Raw genomic sequence first — 17,633 nt, 5'->3', positions numbered from 1 at the left:
GTGTAGGAGAACAACCTGAAACACCAAAAGAGTCTGGAAATGGTGAAGGGACTAGTACTGGTTCCACGGGTGAAGTCGAACAACCTGAAACACCACAGGAACCTGGAAATGATGATATTAGTGGTGAAGGAGAAAATCCAAATGGAGATTTGGAAGAAGAAACTACACCACCGTCGTATGATCCAACTATGTCTGTTGATGTAATTAAAAATGTTGAGTTTACTGTGAATGGAACAAAGGTGAGTTCAAATGAAAGTATTAATGTTACTAATGGACAATCTGCAGAGTTTAAATTTCATTTAGAGCTAGCAGCGGGACATAAATATGGTCCAGGTACAACTTTAACGTACACTTTGCCAGATATTTTTGAAGATATCACATTCCCGAATGGAACGGCTTATGGTGAGGTAGGTACAATTTCAAAAACTGGAAATGAGATCGTCATTACATTTAACGATGAGTTAAGAGATGGTTTCGGAACGGGTGTAGCCCTTGAGCCAGGTGCGTACTTTAGCTTAGAAGCAAACTTTGCAAGCGGTAATACGGAATGGGAAGAAACAATTAATTTACCTGGCACTGAAAACATCAAGTTGAATTTCCAACCTAAAACGAGCGGTAAACCTGTGTCCAAATTAGGTGTAGCAGATAATGGTGGAAAAAATAGTAAGTTTATCGACTGGGAAGTTGAAGTTAATACAGATTTACGAGTTAATGAAGCATCAGGCACTACAAATTTTGTTGATACACTAGAAGGCGCGCATACATTTAAGCAAGATTCTGTAAAAATTACAAAGTTAAATGTATCACCTAATGGCACAACAACAGCCTCTAATGACCCTGTCACTGTGACTCCAATCTTCGATAACAACAAAATGACAATTGCATTGCCGAATGAAAAGCATACTGCTTACCGCATTACGTATCAAACAGAAGTTGGTGACCCAGGTAATGTTAAAAGTGCTACCTTTAAAAATGAGGCAACTTATAATGGGGAATCCACTACTGTACCAGTAAACGTGAGCTTTGGTGATCCATTAGCAAAAACGCATACAGGTCCCACTGCTAGTGATTTAGGAACATATTGGACAATTAAGTACAACTTCAATAACCGCAATATTTCACAGGAAAACGCAGTACTAACAGACATCTGGACTGATACTCAAGAATTAGTTGGAGAGGTACAAGTATTTGAGGCAGATGGTAATAATCCTGCCGCTATTTCTCACAAAGTGGAGAAAGATGGAAACGGCTTTAAATTAATATTTAATGCTCCTGTAACAGAACCATATGTTATCAAATATGTAACAAAGCCAAAAGATGGTGTGTATCCAACTGAGAGTTTTACGGTAAAAAATGAAGTAATACGCCCAGATATGTCACCAACGGTAGTAGATTATTCTAATTATAATAAAATAAATTTATTACTAAACAAATCTGCAAATGGTATTGACTATCAAAATAAAACAATGTCATGGAAGATTGTGGCGAACCAAGCTGGTTATAATTTAGCTGCTGGCACGGAGTTTGTTGATACTTTTACAGATAAAAATCTAAAATTAATAGAAAATACTTTAGAAGTAAAAGTAGGTAATAAATTAGTTAATAAAGAAGATTACACTTTAAGCAATAATGAGGATAATAAAACTGGATTTACAATTACTTTAAACAAAGCGATAAATGAGCCTATCGAAATTACGTATGATACAGAATACGATATTCGACATGTTGGAACAAATACAATTGAATATAATAATGAAGTAACAATGACAAATGATAATTTATCAAATTCATCTGCTTCAGATAAACAAAAGGTTCGAACTGAACAAAAAGCAAATGGTAAAAAAGAAGGTCATTATAATTACGAAACAAAAACCTTCTACTGGGATGTTGAATTTAACTTTAACTACAATTCTTTAAAAAATGCTGTATTTGAGGATAAATTACCAGATACACAAATAGTTCAAAATATTGTAGTGCAAAAAGGTGAATTAAATGCAAGTGGTGTTTTCACAGGAACAGAAACAATAAATATTCCAAACACTTCAGGTAAAGCGAACGAAATTAAGCTTGAATTAGGGGATGTTATTGATCGTCCTTATAAGGTGACGTATGAATCAGTAGATGCAGATGGTATATTCCCACATGGGAACCCAGTAAGTATTACGAATACAGCTACATTAACAAGCGCTGATGGTGATAATGCATCGTGGTCAAAAACAGTTAATGTAAATCATACAGACAAAATTTTAAACAAAAACGGTATTCAAGCAGAAAAAGGTTCGGCAGTAGCTAACTGGAATTTTAAATTTAACTACGCACAATCCAAATTAGAAAATGTAGTCATTACCGACACAGTAGGTAAAGATGCTGAAGGTAACCCGGAACAATTGATTTTAGAAGATACATTTAAAGTATATAAAGTTGCATTGTCTGGAACAACGCCAAGTAATCCAGCTGAAAAGAAGACACTTTTAGATCCAAGTGCGTATACATTAAATGTAGATATGAAAAATGGTACGTTCACTCTTAATTTAGGTAATGTAACTGAAGCATACTATGTAGAATACGACACAGTATTTACAGGTGAATCAGGCTCTAATGCTGAAAATGAAGTAGAAGTAAGCTATCAAGGTGGCAGTCAAACAAGTGGAAAAGATAGTTGGTCAATTGCTGATTTTAAGTATGGTAACCAAGCATCAACAGTTAAAGTACCATTTGTTATTGTAAAAACGAATGCTGCAACAGGCGAAGTAATGAAAGATGTTGAATTTACTTTATACAGTCAATACACAGGTGATAAACCATTAATTAGCGCTAAAACAGATGAAAACGGTGTATTAGACTTCGGATTAAAATTAGCTGAGGGTAAATATACATTAAAAGAAACAAAAGTTGATGGTTTTGAAAATCCGGATGTAATCTTTACATTAAATCGAGATAAAAAAGCAACATCAGTTCCTTTTGAAGGTAAACAAATTGTTGAAATCGCCAACATACCAGAAAGTCCATTGAAATGTTCACTGTTTGAATTAACGGTATACGATATTGACGGTAAATTAGTGGATGGAACAGTAACATTAGTAAGTAAATCGACGGGGTTATCAGAAAATCATACTGTTGAAAACGGTAAAGTTACTTTTACTCCAGACCAAGTTAAAGCAGGTCAGTACGATGTTATTTATAATGGTGAGACGTTAAAAACGATTACTGTAGAGTACAGTGAAAACTGTAACGCGAGTATTCAACCAGCACCTAAGTGTGAAAACTTCACAATCGTGGTTGAAGATACAGAAGGAAATATCCGTACAAATATTAAAGAGTTAACATTAAAATCAGATACCACAGAAGTAAAGGTATCAACTGATGCATCAGGTAAGTTTGTTTTTGAATCAAACAAAATTAATCCTGATAATGGCGTGAAGCCAGGAGAGTATACTGTATACGAAGGTAACCAATTCTTAGGAACAGTAACTTTAACGTATACAGAAGACTGTGGGCATGAATTTATTGTTAAACAGGCACCAAAATGCGAAGAGTTTGAATTAACTGTAAAAGACGTTGATGGTAATAATATTACTGATGGTACTTCAACAATCGTTGTTAAAGATGTTGACGGTATCGAAATTATTAGCACAAAAACTACGACAGGTGTTATAAAATTAACTAATTTAGAACCAGGTGTTTACACAGTTGAAGTAAATGGTGAAGAAATTGGTACTTTCGAAACAAATATCGAATGTGAAAAAACAGTTCAACCAGCACCAAAATGTGAACTATTCACATTAACGGTGAAGGATGAAAATGGCAATCCACGCCCTAATGTTAGCAATATCACAATTAAAGATGCAGAAACAGGAAAAATTATTGCTACTAACCAAACGACAAATAATTTAGGTCAAATTACAATTCAACCTAATGAAATTCCTTCTGGTGAATATAGTGTGTACCAAGGCGATCTATTCATTGGTCAAATAACAGTTAAATATTCAGTTAAGTGTGAAGCAGAAGTATCAGCAGCACCTGCATGTCCTTCATTTACATTAACAGTACAAACTATATTTGGAACGCCTAATGCGAATGCAAAGATAACAGTAAAAGATGCTAATGGTAATATCATTAAAGGTGTAGACAACAGTGAAGTTCTAATAACTAGTGTTGTTGGAATGGTTGTATTGCCAAACGAAGCTATTAAACAAGGTACGTACTATGTATATGAGGGAAGTAGTTTAATTGGCTTATTTACTGTAAAAGATACATGTTCTGCGTTAGTAAAACCAAAACCTGATCCAGGTCCCAACCCTGGCCCAGGCCCAGGTCCAAATCCAGATCCGGAAAAACCGGTTGATCCAAACAAACCAAATCCAGATCCGGAAAAACCAGTTGATCCAAACAAACCAAATCCAGATCCGGAAAAACCAGTTGATCCAAACAAACCAAATCCAGATCCAGAAAAACCAGTTGATCCAAACAAACCAAATCCAGATCCGGAAAAACCAGTTGATCCAAACAAACCAAACCCAGATCCGGAAAAACCAGTTAATCCAGAAAAACCAACACCAGAGCCAGAAAAGCCAGTTGATCCTGAAAAACCATCAACAAATCCAGGTGATTCAGGTAACCAAACAGATTCAAAAAATCCAACAAACCCTGGAAAACCATCTGTACAAGAAGTCATTGACCAAGGGAAAGACTTAAAGCCATACAATCCTTCTACAGCAAATAAAGACACTTTAGATGCATATAAGGATTTCCTCGATAAATACAACAAGTTATCTAAAGAGGAACAGGAAGAAGTAGCAAAATCTCTTGATATTGACAAAATCAAAGCAGATGCTAAAGAAATGGAAGCGCAGTTAAAGGCGCAAGGCAAACTGCCACAAACAAATGGAGCAAACCAAACAGCTCTTACACTAATTGGTGTGGCTCTCGTTCTAGGTGCATTATTCTTATTGCGCCGTCGCAATACAGAAGTGAAATAATAATTTTCAATAAGAAAGCCCCAAGATGATAAAATCTTGGGGCTTTTCTTATACTAAAAAGTTTCTGATAGTTTTGCAGGTGCTTGGTCGAATGGATATTGCTCGACAAAATCTGCTTGTACGGCAAGTCGTTTCGTACCTCTATCAGCGCATGTCACGAGGGTTAAAATAGTTTTATCAAGGATGTCATTAATAACATAAACATCCGTTGCAGCGATGATTTCCTTGATCGTTATTTTGTACTCATAAATATTCGTTAAATCCGTTAAATAAATCGTATCTCCGATGTTCGCTTTGTATAAGGGGCCAAATAAAATATCTTTTTCCTCAAAGTAATGACCTGCTAATGCGTAGTTTCCTTGCCCGAGTTTTTGATTAGGCTTCATAGTGCCTGCTCCAACGGCAAGAGAGGCATTACCAACTCCTTTGACGATAGGAAGTTTCATACCAACACTAGGAACAGCGATACTACCAATGACAGGCATTTTATTTGCGGTTGTTTGAGCTTTTAAAACTTCCGCAATGGATAGAGATTGCACTGCTTCAAATTCAAAATCGGCATCCGCATTATTGTTTTTTTCTATATCTTCTGCACTGTAATCAGTTGTATTTAGTTGTTTACTCAAATGAGCGATGATTGCATTTTGAATGGGGTTAATAAAAATAAGTAAGAGGCCAACGATGAGCATACAAATAAGTAGTGATAGTTTAAATTTATTCATTTCATAGTTCACATCCTAGTATTGAAATTACGAGTTGCCGGTACAACAGATCCTGTTCCGCCGCTAAAACCGTGAGAATCGCCGCTAAAGGGTCAAGTTCCGCCGCTAAAACGGTAAATATCGCCGCTAAAGGGTCAAGTTCCGCCGCTAAAGCAGTAAAAGTCGCCACTAAAGGGTCAAGTTCCGCCGCTAAAACAGTAAATATCGCCGCTAAAACCGAAAAACGCCGATACCCATACGTTAAAAATAGGTAGAGCTTTTATGCTCTACCCGTCCTACTCTTTATTTATCGCTGAAGCGCACGCCTGCAACACCGTAATGGTTTTTAGACATTTCTTCGATGAAGACTGTTACATTTTCTGGTGGCGCATTAACTGTACGAGAAACGGCTTCTGTTACTTCTTTTACTAGTGCGCGTTTTTGTTCCTCTGTACGACCTTCAAGCATTTTCACTGTTACGTATGGCATAATATTGCCTCCTTTATTGAATAATGTTGTATAGTTAGTTTATAAGAAAGTATAAACTTCTTACTTGTATATAGGCATATGCGCAATGTCAGTGCCGTGTTCATTACGGTGCTAATGCGCTTAACTATGCTTTACTTTTATAATAGCAGAACGGAGGTAGTTAAAGTATGGCAAATGAAGAAAAAGCAAAACAAAAAATGGGCTTTACTATTATTAAAAATGACCCAACAGACGGACATAAGGGATTTGGTATCGGTTCGCTTTCGCTTGAAAACGTATCGCCAGTCATTATCGATATAGAAGAGGGGACGGCATCAGTTGAAATTGGTGCTATGCATGCTCGCAGTGATGTGGAACGAGGTATTAAATTTACGACAGATCGTGCTGATTCAGAAGGTGGGAAACCGTATTGGTTGGTTTGGGTGACAATAGACCATAAAGCGGATGGACCTTACTATGCAGGTGTAACGGCGTGTGAAATGATAGTTAATCGTGAAAAACGTCGTGGCTATAAAATTTTAGCTGATCATGTGAATAAAATGGATAAATCGATGAAGCGTCATATTATTGTAGAACATATGGATGCACCATCTAAAAAGATGTTAGCTTCTTTCCTAGAAGAGCTTAATCCGGACTTGTGGGCACGTAGTGAGGAGCGATTGCGTCAAGATTTATTTGTTTAATATACCTGCAATGATTGAACAATCTGTGACATTTTGCAATCGCCTTCGATATAAGGTTGAAAGTGGATTTGAAACGAAGTAAACTTGATGCAGAGCTTACATTTTAGTAAGCTAGGACACTTGGTTCTGCGAATGTGATGAGCACTATGCGGCATTTGAACAACCCAAACCCAAGCCAAATGCCCCATGATGCTGATCTACTTCGCGAACCATAAATAAGAAAAGCTTTCTGTTCCCACGGACACGGCTCCGGGGAAGAGAAAGCTTTTCTTTTTCGTATATGTCTGTACTTTGTCGAGAGACTTCGTTAATTAAAACGTCTATCTCTGATAAAGGTTCCGCATGTTAATCTTTAAAAATGGAGAATGGAAGCATGTTCCAGAATTTCCCCCACGTATTTGTATCGAGAATATCGAAGTTTGAACATTTTTCAGTTGGCACATCTTTTGCATCCATATAGACGAGACGTTGTTTCGGGCAGGCATCCGTTGCTAACTTACCTGATTCAATATCGATGACCGCACCTTTAACGTTTTTAGGCTTTGCAAAATCTTCGTTCTTTGTTCCTTTATTGACAGCCTCCATAAAGTCGATCCAAATCTGCTTTGTAGATGCAGTATCTTCTCTTTCTGTTAGATTTTTCCCTTGGTCATAGCCGTTCCACACGCCAGCAGTTAAGCTAGGTGTAAATCCAATTAGCCACTGATCGCTATTTGTAGAGCCAGATTTGGCTGCATACGTATGCGTCATGCGAGAGCGAATGCCAATCCCTGTAGCAGGAGAATAATCACTAAAGACTGGATCGAAAATACCCGTCATCATTTCTGTTAAGATATACGTATTTTCTTTTGAGAGAACAGTCTCATCTTCTTTATCAACTTCTTTATTATCATAGATGATATCGCCATTAGCATTTTTAATAGAAACAATAGTAGTAGGCGTAGTTTTTTTACCTTGCGATGCTAAAATATTATAAGCATTCGTCATTTCATATAATGTTGTTTCAGTCGTTCCAAGCGCGATAGATAAATTGTCCTTAGTACCGATATTCACGTTGAAGCGATTAGCCATATTATGAAATGCTTTAAATCCAATTTCCTCTAAAGTTTTCACAGCGTATATATTATCTGAAATAGCGATAGCTTGGGCCATAGACATATCATGGTTTGCGAATTTGCCATTAACATTTTTGGGTGCATATGTGGCACGTCCATGATCATAAGTGAAAGTTGTCTCACCTACATTTAAATAGGTTAAAGGTGTATAACCATTCTCTAAAGCTGCCGCATATAAAATAGGTTTAATGGTTGAGCCTGGCTGACGTTTTGCCTGTGTAACTCGGTTAAATGAACTTGTAGCATAGTCGCGACCACCAACTAATGCTGTAACGGCGCCTGATTTTGATTTCATACTTACAAAAGCAGTTTGGAGATCATCATTAGGCATATGTTTGGCTACAGCTTCTTCCGCTGCCTTTTGGTGTTCTAGATTAAGAGTTGTTTGGATAGTCCAGCCCCCTTCACTAATGTCGAGATTTTTCGCTTTCAAAATTTCACTAGCCTCTTGCCATGCTACGTCAAGGAAAAATGGTGCTACTGATTTTGCTGCTACCCAGCTATCATTCTTTAAGACAAGCTTTTCACTTTCTGCACGTGTTTTTTCATCTTGCGTAATAGCACCTTGATCGGCCATCAGTTTTAAAATAACGTGTTGGCGATTAGTTGCTTTATCTAGATTGACAATAGGGGAGTAAATACTTGGCCCTTTTGGAATTCCTGTTAACATTGCAGCTTCTGCTAATGTTAAGTCTTTTGCTGATTTTCCGAAATAAAATCGACTAGCTGCTTCTACGCCGTACATCCCATGTCCGTAGTAAACAGTATTTAAGTAGCCTTCCAATATTTCATCCTTATTATAAAAAACTTCTAATCTATAAGCATACAGTGCTTCATTTAATTTTCGTGTCCAAGATTTTTCATGTGAAAGATATAGATTTCGAGCATATTGTTGCGTAATTGTACTTGCTCCTTGAACCTTACCCCCAGCCTTAAGGTCCACTAATAATGCACCAGCGATACGAGAAAAATCCAAACCGCCATGCTTATAAAAATCTTTATCCTCAACAGCGACTACTGCTTTTGATAAATAGGGGGACATCTCATCACGCCCAACCCAATAACGTCGTTCATTCGTAAAGTGATCCCCAATTTGGTTCTCATTTTCATCTAAGAAAATAGAGGCTTTAGGTACGGTTAAAGGTGGGGCACCAGCCACTTGAACATAGACGCGTAAAGCTATAAATGCTACTACAATTGCAGATGTAAAGGCGATAAAAAGGGTAAGTGCTTTACGCGTACGCTTTACACGCTTTTGTTTACGTTGATAGCTTTTTCTCTGCATCCGACTTCACCTCGTTTTCTCACACTTGCGTATAGTATGTGTCTGAACATTCATATTTAATCGAAATTATTGGTAAAAACTATTGCACTTTATTCAAAAACATCTATACTTTTTTTGTACTGTTGAAATGCTAGTGTTCGACAAAAAATAACACATTGTAGAGTTTAATCGAATTTTGCTAGACATTCCAATAATGTATACGAGGATACAAGGATAGAGGTTTCATTACATTCCTGTAAGTCCTTAATAGAGTAATGATAAAAGGTTCATCATCGAAGGATTTGAATGACATTTTGTTAGAATTGTAGTGGTGAAGATGGATGCCCCAGAAAAGCGCCCAGAACGGATATCAACTCTAGTGGTGAAAATGAATTTAGTAATTTCTAATATAGTGGAGGTCGAGTAATGAGATTTGATGAAGCTTATTCAGGAAATGTTTTTATAAAAAGTCATCCTACATATGAGGATGCTCAGGCGGTCATTTATGGTATGCCAATGGACTGGACAGTTAGTTATCGTCCGGGCTCACGCTTTGGACCGCAACGTATCCGTGAAGTATCTATTGGGCTAGAAGAATATAGCCCATATTTAGACCGTGAGCTAGATGAAGTGAAATATTTTGATGCGGGTGATATACCGTTACCATTCGGCAATGCACAGCGCTCATTAGATGAAATTGAAAAGTATATCGAGAAGCTTTTAGCAGATGGCAAGATTCCAGTAGGTATGGGTGGCGAACATTTAGTATCGTGGCCTGTTATGAAAGCTGTATCTGCAAAATATGATGACCTAGCAATTATCCACTTCGATGCACATACAGACTTACGTGTAGAATATGAAGGGGAGCCACTTTCTCACTCTACGCCTATTCGTAAAATTGCTGAACATATCGGACCAAAAAATGTCTATTCATTTGGTATTCGTTCAGGTATGAAGGAAGAATTCGAATGGGCAAAGGAAAATGGCATGCACATTTCGAAATTTGAAGTGCTAGAACCATTAAAAGAAGTATTACCGTCTTTAGCGGGACGTAATGTTTACGTTACGATTGATATAGATGTACTTGACCCAGCGCATGCACCAGGTACAGGAACAGTAGATTGCGGAGGCATTACATCAAAAGAATTACTAGCGTCCATCCATGCGATTGCAGCAAGTAACGTCAATGTAGTGGGCTTTGACCTAGTTGAAGTAGCACCAATCTACGACTCATCCGAAATGACAGCAAATACAGCTTCTAAATTGCTTAGAGAAATGATTCTGGGCTGGATTAAATAAAGCAATAAAACACTAATAATGCATTCTGCGACGAAAGTGAAACGCCAGTCGCAAATACAGCTTCTAAATTGCTAAGAGAAATGATTTTACAAATAAGTAGGGTCTTCGAAATGAAGCGATTAGAATGGGGTTAGCGATAAGCTAGCCCCATTTTCCTTATCAATATAAAAAAAGACGCCATCCAAAAGATAGCGCCTTGATATTTCGAATAGTTCTATTAAGGGTTCGTAGACCAAAGTCCAGCATGTTTTAATACAACACGTGGATGAAGTTTTAGCTGTGCAACCATTAAATCTGCTAAATCTTCTGCTTGCATCACTTTTTCTGGATTGCCATCTGTTAAGTTAAGCTCAACTGCCATATCCGTAGCAACTGTACTTGGCGTTAAAGTTGTAACGCGAATGTTTTTCTTACGTACTTCAAGCATTAATGATTCACTTAGTCCGATAACCGCAGCTTTTGAAGCTGAGTATGCGCTTGTAATCGGTGCACCTTTTTGACCAGCTGTTGATGAGATATTAATGATGTCTCCTGTATTACGCTCTATCATCTCTGGTAATACAGCGCGTGTTGTGTAGTACACACCTTTTACGTTAACATCGATAATATTTGTCCATTCTTCAGGCGTTAAGTCCATGAAGTTACCGAATTTTGAAATGCCGGCATTGTTTACTAAAATATCGATGGCGCCAAGCTCGCCGCGAATAGATTCAACGGCTGCGGTAATAGAATCTAAATCCGCTACATTTGCCACAGCGATTGCAACCTTCACATCATACTGCTTAAGTTCCTCTGCTACTTGTTGTAAATTTTCAAGAGTACGTCCAACAAGACCTACGTGAATACCTTCTTGCGCAAAAGCTACTGCTGTTGCACGTCCGATTCCACGTCCTGCCCCTGTAATCAACGCCACTTTCCCTGCGATTGTTTGCATGTTTTTTTGCTCCTTCAGTTAAGATCATTTTATTTAGACGAAAAAATAGATTAAGATTTGTCTTTAAGACTATCCTCATTTTACTACGGTTTTATACATTGTGAAGAGTGCACTTTTTGGTGCGGAGGTTACTAAAAGTTACTTATATGAAAAGGGAGCTAGCTCTATGTCAGATAAATTAAGAGAAGAGATAAAAGAGAGAATATTAAATAACGATTACCATTGTGAAAAAGAACTTACCTTATCGATCATTAGCGGGAAATGGAAAGTTGTGATTTTGTGGCATTTAGGTGTAGAAGGGACGCATCGTTTCAGTGAGCTTCAAAGACTTTTTCCGAAAATATCTCATAAGATATTAACAAACCAATTACGTGAACTGATGGAAGATGGGATTGTTCATCGAGAAGTGTTTCCAGAAGTTCCTCCAAAAGTCGAATATTCCATGACAGAACTAGGGATGACGTTATTACCAATTGTTGAGATGATGTATGGTTGGGGCAAAAAAAGAATTAATCAAATTAAACAAGAAAGCAATGAGAAAAATAATGAAGTCATTTCCGATGATTTAAATAGCCGATACTGCGAAAGTGAAACATCAGTCGCAAATATAACAAATTGCAAAGATAAATGATTTTAGGATAGGTAAAACAATTTATTTAACTTCTTTCAGCGGATGTCACGGAATAGAAAAGGAGTTCTTTGTGTAAGCACAAAGTCGATTCCGGACGCAATTATGCCTCGGCATAATTGATTAATGTGGGGCTAAAAGTGGGGAGGCGTAATGAGCTCGCTTTTAGCCTCACTTGCTTTTAAAGCTTGACTAACATAATCATTCCAAGGATACCGTTGTTTATCACAATAGCTATTGAGGGGAAAAAGGAGGCTCATTTCAAAGTGAGCTTTTTTTATTTCTTTGGAAAATTTTTTGAATACATTATTGACATTAATAGGAAAACACTGTTACATTATAGGTAACAAACGTTACCTATCGAAAGGAGGTAAATTTTTTTGGCACCAAAAGAGCGGTTTACAGAGGAAATTTTATTGGATTGTGCTTTTGAAATGGTTAAGAAGAGTGGCATTGATAGTGTGAATGCAAGAGATCTAGCAAAAGAGTTAGGCTGTTCGACAAAGCCTATATTTCGATTATTCTCGAGTATGGACGATTTGAAGTATGCAATATATGAAAGGGCTGAGAATCTTTACAACGAAAGAATGTTTCAGGGCTTGCAAGAAAGTTCTTTTTTAGGGATGGGATTAGCTTATATTAACTTTGCTCGCGAAGAAAAAAGGTTATTTGAGCTGTTATTCCTATCCAATAAATATAAGATCTCGAGCTTTTCGGAATTAGTAAATGATGTAGAAAACCAAGGAATTATAACTCTAATTTCTAAATTAACAGGATTAACACAAGCCTCTGCAAAATCTCTATTTATAGAGATATGGTTAACAACACATGGTATTGCGACAATGTGTGCGACGAATACTTGCGATTTAGATAGCTCGGAAATTGAGGGTATTTTAAAAGACGTTTTTGAAGGCGTTAAACTAAAATTATTGAATGGAGAAAATAAATGAGAATAAAAAATTCGCCTATTCTTTTATCGATATTATTTACTTTACTTGCACTTGTTTTTCCTTTCATAGCTGGTGCAATTATAACTGTCAAAAATATAAGTAGCTTAAGTTCTATAGATTTAATTCGATTTATTGCCTTTGCAGTTGGTGCACTAGTTACTCTTTGGATCATGAAAAAAAGTAAATTCTCTTTCCAAGATTTCGGATTTAGAAAGTTTAAAGTAGAGGCATGGATGGCTGTTATCGTTATTTCTGAGTTGATTGCATTCTTTAGTGGTATTACAGATCGAGATGGTTTTTCTGCGCAATATGTATTTATTTTGCTTCTATTTGTTATTGCCGTTGGTTTTTATGAAGAGTTTATTTTCCGGGGCCTAATTTTCAAATATTTATCAGCAAAAGGGCTTAAAACGGCTATTATAGGTTCCTCTATTTTGTTTGGGATTGGGCATCTTGAAAATTTATTTGCCGGTCAAGATTTCTTATTGACATTACTACAAGTAGCTTTTGCATTCCTCTTTGGGTTAGTTTGTGCAGAAATTGTTGCAAAGACAAAAAGTATTATTTTCCCGATTGTCTGGCACGCTTCGCATGATTTTATTGCTTTCTTGACTGATCAAAGTGAGCCTACGGTTCTTGCTACTTCTCTTTATATCTTTCATGTTCTAGTGTTAATTGGTCTCGCAATTTATTTCTGGAGAGCTTTATTTCCTAAAAAGGCTGTTATGAATTTAAAAAATCCTGAGAGTTACGTTTAAACACGACAAGCAAAAAAGCATCTACTCGTTAAATTTGAGCAGATGCTTTTTTTGTCTATTTTTCTTATGTCAAAGCTTCTAATCCAACATTTCCTCCTGAAATAAGGAAGCACACTTTTTCATTTGTACGAATAGGTAAAGCTCCTTGCAGGGCAGCGCCAATGCCGATAGAAGAGGAGGGTTCTGCAATAATTTTACCCTCTGAAAGTAAGGTTTTTATCCCGCGTTGAATTAATACTTCATCCACACTTACAACCTCATCGACAAGCTGTTGAACAATTGGGAAGTTCCGTTCCCCAGGCTGTAAAGTTAGTAGAGCATCAGCCAAAGATTTTTGTTCCGCTAACAGCAATCTTTCGCCAGCTTTTAAGCTTTTGCTATAACGCGATACGACAGCAGGCTCCACACCGATTATTTTAATATGAGGGGCCATAGATTTTACAGCAGTTGCAACGCCACTAATTAATCCACCACCACCAATAGGAACAACAATAGTATCTACATCAGGAAGCTGTGCTAATATTTCCAAACCTGCTGTTCCTTGTCCTGCCATAATATCGTAATCATTATAAGGATGTATGTTGCAAAAGCCATGATCACGACTGAGTTTTTCTGTTAGTACATGTCTTTCTGCCAGCTTACATTGTACAATCTCTGCACCTAAGGCACGTATTCCATCAATCTTAATGGTAGGAGCTGAATCTGGTAGAACAATTGTCGCCTTACTATTTAATAGCTTGGCAGCATAGGCAACACCTTTGCCATGATTACCTGAGGATGCAGCGACTACGCCTTTTTGTAATTGTTCTAACGGCATGGAAAGCATTTTATTGAGAGCCCCTCGAAGCTTAAAGGAGTTTGTTTTTTGCATATTCTCGGCTTTTATATAGACGTGACATCCTAAAAATTGATCGAGCCCATTTAATCGAATAATAGGCGTTTCATATATATAAGATGAAATTCTTCGTTTAGCAGCATGAATTTGTTCAAGTGTTAACATACAGTAACCCTCATTTCGTAAAAGTGATTGAATATTCGAATTATTTAATATAACTGTAGATTTGCAGGTGAATTGTGTCAATCATTAAATAATGAACAAATTACTGCCACATCGGATGGAATACTTACTTCTACCTTGAAAAAATATGAGGATTCATCCTATAATAAAAAGGTTATAGTAAAAACATTAAAAGGGAGCGTCCATAATGGCGAACGAAGCAAGATCGCAGGTGAACATTAAGCTCATTTCTACGATTCGCCCGATTGATGGTGATTCTGAAAGTTATGAAATGTGGCTGACAGGGCAGCTACTTGAAAAAGCAGGAAGCATGTATTTGAAATATGAAGAGGTGCAGGAGGATAAAACCATCCGCACAACTATGAAGCTAGGCAATGAACAGGCATTAATTATGCGTACTGGAGCAGTAAAAATGCGACTACCACTTAACATAATTGAACAACAGATAGGTCATTATGAAAGTGAATTCGGTTCAATGCCACTCGTCATCCACACAAAAAAAATGACGTATACAAAACAGGCAGTAAGCGGAGATTTCCATGTACAGTACGATTTACTAATGGGTGGGCAATCCGTTGGCAATTATAAATTAGATATTACATTTACGGAGGTACAATGATGAACGCAGTAGAACAAGTACAACAAGCCATTAAAGCAGCGATTGCGCAGGCTGTTGAAAAAGCTGGCTTAGTCGAGGCTGGCACAGAATTAAATATTCACCTTGAAACACCGAAGGATAAAGCAAACGGAGACTATGCAACAAATATTGCTATGCAATTAACGAAATTAGCAAAAAAACCACCTCGTGCGGTTGCAGAAGCTATTTTAGAAAATCTTGACACAGCAGGCACTGATATTGAGAAAATCGATATTGCTGGCCCTGGTTTCATGAATATTACTGTACGTAAAGATTTCTTAACAGGTGTAGTAAAAGCAGTGCTTGAGCAAGGTGCTGATTATGGTCGTTCTAATGCTGGTGCGGGTGAAAAAGTTCAAGTTGAATTCGTATCTGCAAATCCAACAGGTGATCTTCATTTAGGTCACGCACGTGGAGCTTCTGTAGGGGATTCATTATGTAACGTATTAGATATGGCAGGTTTCGATGTATCTCGTGAGTACTACATTAACGATGCGGGTAACCAAATTAATAACTTAGCTTATTCACTTGAAGCGCGTTATAAGCAAGCTTTAGGAATGGATGCTGAGATGCCAGAGGACGGCTACCACGGTCAAGATATTATTGAAATCGCTGGTAAACTGGCAGGCGAGCATGGCGATGCAATTTTAGCAAAATCTGATGAAGAACGTTTTGCATTCTTCCGTCAACATGGTTTAGCGTTAGAATTAGATAAGTTAAAAACAGACCTTGCTAACTTCCGTGTAAACTTTAATGTATGGTATTCAGAAACTTCACTATACGAAAACGGTAAAATCGAAGTAGCGTTAGATAAACTGAAAGCCAATGGTCATGTATTTGAAGAAGAGGGCGCTACTTGGTTCCGTTCAACAACATTTGGTGACGATAAAGACCGCGTGTTAATTAAAAACGATGGTTCTTTCACATATCTAACTCCAGATATCGCATACCATGAGGATAAAATTGTACGTGGCTTCGATAAATTAATTAATATTTGGGGAGCTGACCACCACGGCTATATCCCACGTATGAAGGCTGCTATTCAAGCGCTTGGCTACGACCGTGATACGCTTGAAGTGGAAATCATCCAAATGGTTCAGCTTTATAAAAACGGTGAGAAATTCAAAATGTCTAAACGTACAGGGAACGCTGTTACAATGCGTGAGCTTGTAGAAGAGGTTGGCTTAGATGCAGTACGTTACTTCTTCGTGAAAACTGCCGGCGATTCTCACATGGACTTTGACCTTGACCTTGCCGTATCTCAATCAAACGAAAACCCAGTGTATTACGCACAATATGCGCATGCACGTATTTCTTCAATTTTACGCTCAGCGAATGAGCAAGGCTTTGCTGCAACAACAGATCATTTAACTCTGTTAACTGCAGAAAAAGAAATTGATTTACTGAAAAAAGTGGGCGACTTCCCGAAAGTGGTAGCAGATGCTGCGAAGCACCGTACACCACACCGTATCGCCAACTATATTCAAGACACAGCAGCTGCATTCCACAGCTTCTATAACGCTGAAAAAGTATTAGACGCTTCAAATAAAGAGCTAACAGAAGCTCGCTTAGCCCTTATTACTGCTGTACGTACAACAATTGCCAACGCATTACGCTTAATCGGCGTATCTGCACCGGAAAAAATGTAATACTAGTCTCTCTAGCCCCCGGCACGACAATGTGCCGGGGGTTTTTTCTGTTGAAATGGATTTGATCTTGTGGTTAGCGGCGGAATTTCAGGTTTTAGCGGCGTTCCTTGCTTGGTTAGCGGCGGAATTTCGGGTTTTGGCGGCGTTCCTCCTTTGGTTAGCGGCGCAATTCACACTTTTAGCGGCGAATTCCAACATAAGCTGCACAATTTAACAAAACTAAAGTCAGGGTTGAAAAACTTTGTATAGAATTTTACATAATATTAAGGACTTGGCGGATAAACTCGCCAACCCGACGGATAGGCCCTTCGAAGCGACGGAAAGCCCCGTCAGAGCGACGGAAGCAACAGACGAATCGACGGATAGAAGCAGAAGTGACGGATAGAACAGTCAAAGTGACGGAATGAATCGCCAAAGCGACGGAAAGCCCCACAAGAGCGACGGAAGCAACAGACGAATCGACGGATAGAAGCAGAAGTGACGGATAGAACAGTCAAAGTGACGGAATGAATCGCCAAAGCGACGGAAA

Annotated in this window: 14 protein-coding genes; 8 read left to right on the top strand and 6 right to left on the bottom strand. The window is 37.8% G+C overall.

Annotated features, from left to right (window positions below; translation table 11 throughout):
• The coding region (locus tag ABH966_RS26140; RefSeq protein WP_370083531.1) for a collagen binding domain-containing protein at positions 1–4,979 on the top strand (4,979 nt) is incomplete at its 5' end.
• Between the two features lie 53 nt (positions 4,980–5,032).
• Here ABH966_RS26140 and ABH966_RS26135 read toward each other — a convergent pair.
• Together ABH966_RS26135 and ABH966_RS26130 are read right to left on the bottom strand one after the other, a co-directional pair.
• Entirely contained in the window at positions 5,033–5,701 is a 669-nt protein-coding gene (locus ABH966_RS26135; RefSeq protein ID WP_370083529.1) for a class A sortase, read from the bottom strand.
• Positions 5,702–5,983: 282 nt separating this feature from the next.
• Positions 5,984–6,169, bottom strand: coding sequence for a 2-hydroxymuconate tautomerase (locus ABH966_RS26130; protein ID WP_053484500.1), 186 nt, complete (start codon positions 6,167–6,169; stop codon positions 5,984–5,986).
• A 167-nt stretch (positions 6,170–6,336) separates the two neighbouring features.
• On the opposite strand from ABH966_RS26130, the gene ABH966_RS26125 reads away from it, so the two are divergent.
• Positions 6,337–6,852: a YwhD family protein gene (locus ABH966_RS26125; protein WP_370083527.1), complete on the top strand. Its 516-nt coding sequence runs from the start codon at positions 6,337–6,339 to the stop codon at positions 6,850–6,852.
• 345 nt (positions 6,853–7,197) lie between these two features.
• Here ABH966_RS26125 and ABH966_RS26120 read toward each other — a convergent pair whose 3' ends face one another.
• Positions 7,198–9,252 carry a transglycosylase domain-containing protein gene (locus ABH966_RS26120; RefSeq protein ID WP_370083525.1) on the bottom strand — a complete coding sequence of 685 codons (2,055 nt, stop codon included), beginning with the start codon at positions 9,250–9,252 and terminating at the stop codon, positions 7,198–7,200.
• A 405-nt stretch (positions 9,253–9,657) separates the two neighbouring features.
• Between ABH966_RS26120 and speB the strand changes: the two genes are divergently transcribed.
• Positions 9,658–10,530, top strand: coding sequence for an agmatinase (gene speB, locus ABH966_RS26115; protein WP_142509221.1), 873 nt, complete (start codon positions 9,658–9,660; stop codon positions 10,528–10,530).
• 217 nt (positions 10,531–10,747) lie between these two features.
• Here the strand turns inward: speB and ABH966_RS26110 are convergent, their stop codons facing one another.
• On the bottom strand, positions 10,748–11,464 hold the full coding sequence (locus ABH966_RS26110; RefSeq protein ID WP_370083522.1) for a 3-ketoacyl-ACP reductase: 717 nt from the start codon (positions 11,462–11,464) through the stop codon (positions 10,748–10,750).
• Between the two features lie 166 nt (positions 11,465–11,630).
• Between ABH966_RS26110 and ABH966_RS26105 the strand changes: the two genes are divergently transcribed.
• The 3 genes from ABH966_RS26105 to ABH966_RS26095 all read left to right on the top strand — a co-directional run bounded on the left by ABH966_RS26105 (position 11,631) and on the right by ABH966_RS26095 (position 13,800).
• The gene (locus ABH966_RS26105; protein ID WP_370083521.1) at positions 11,631–12,095 is read left to right on the top strand and encodes a winged helix-turn-helix transcriptional regulator; all 465 of its coding nucleotides are present in this window, start codon (positions 11,631–11,633) and stop codon (positions 12,093–12,095) included.
• Between the two features lie 377 nt (positions 12,096–12,472).
• The gene (locus ABH966_RS26100; RefSeq protein WP_370083520.1) at positions 12,473–13,042 is read left to right on the top strand and encodes a TetR/AcrR family transcriptional regulator; all 570 of its coding nucleotides are present in this window, start codon (positions 12,473–12,475) and stop codon (positions 13,040–13,042) included.
• Entirely contained in the window at positions 13,039–13,800 is a 762-nt protein-coding gene (locus ABH966_RS26095) for a CPBP family intramembrane glutamic endopeptidase (protein WP_370083518.1), read from the top strand. The genes ABH966_RS26100 and ABH966_RS26095 overlap by 4 nt, the downstream gene beginning before the upstream one ends.
• Positions 13,801–13,864: 64 nt before the next feature.
• Here the strand turns inward: ABH966_RS26095 and ABH966_RS26090 are convergent, their stop codons facing one another.
• On the bottom strand, positions 13,865–14,800 hold the full coding sequence (locus tag ABH966_RS26090) for a threonine ammonia-lyase (protein ID WP_370083516.1): 936 nt from the start codon (positions 14,798–14,800) through the stop codon (positions 13,865–13,867).
• A gap of 205 nt (positions 14,801–15,005) precedes the next feature.
• Between ABH966_RS26090 and ABH966_RS26085 the strand changes: the two genes are divergently transcribed.
• Positions 15,006–15,437 (top strand): YwiB family protein, encoded by a 432-nt coding sequence (locus ABH966_RS26085; RefSeq protein ID WP_370083514.1) that lies wholly within the window; start codon positions 15,006–15,008, stop codon positions 15,435–15,437.
• Positions 15,437–17,104, top strand: a complete 1,668-nt coding sequence (gene argS, locus ABH966_RS26080) for an arginine--tRNA ligase (RefSeq protein ID WP_370083512.1) — start codon at positions 15,437–15,439, stop codon at positions 17,102–17,104. The genes ABH966_RS26085 and argS overlap by 1 nt, the downstream gene beginning before the upstream one ends.
• A 253-nt stretch (positions 17,105–17,357) precedes the next feature.
• Here argS and ABH966_RS26075 read toward each other — a convergent pair whose 3' ends face one another.
• Positions 17,358–17,519: a hypothetical protein gene (locus ABH966_RS26075; RefSeq protein WP_370083510.1), complete on the bottom strand. Its 162-nt coding sequence runs from the start codon at positions 17,517–17,519 to the stop codon at positions 17,358–17,360.
• Positions 17,520–17,633: the final 114 nt, after the last annotated feature.

The sequence above is a fragment of the Lysinibacillus sp. RC46 genome (genome assembly GCF_041262385.1).
Taxonomy (GTDB): domain Bacteria; phylum Bacillota; class Bacilli; order Bacillales_A; family Planococcaceae; genus Lysinibacillus.
Note: the sequence above shows the minus strand (reverse complement) of the source record. Positions and strands in the feature narration are given on the sequence as shown.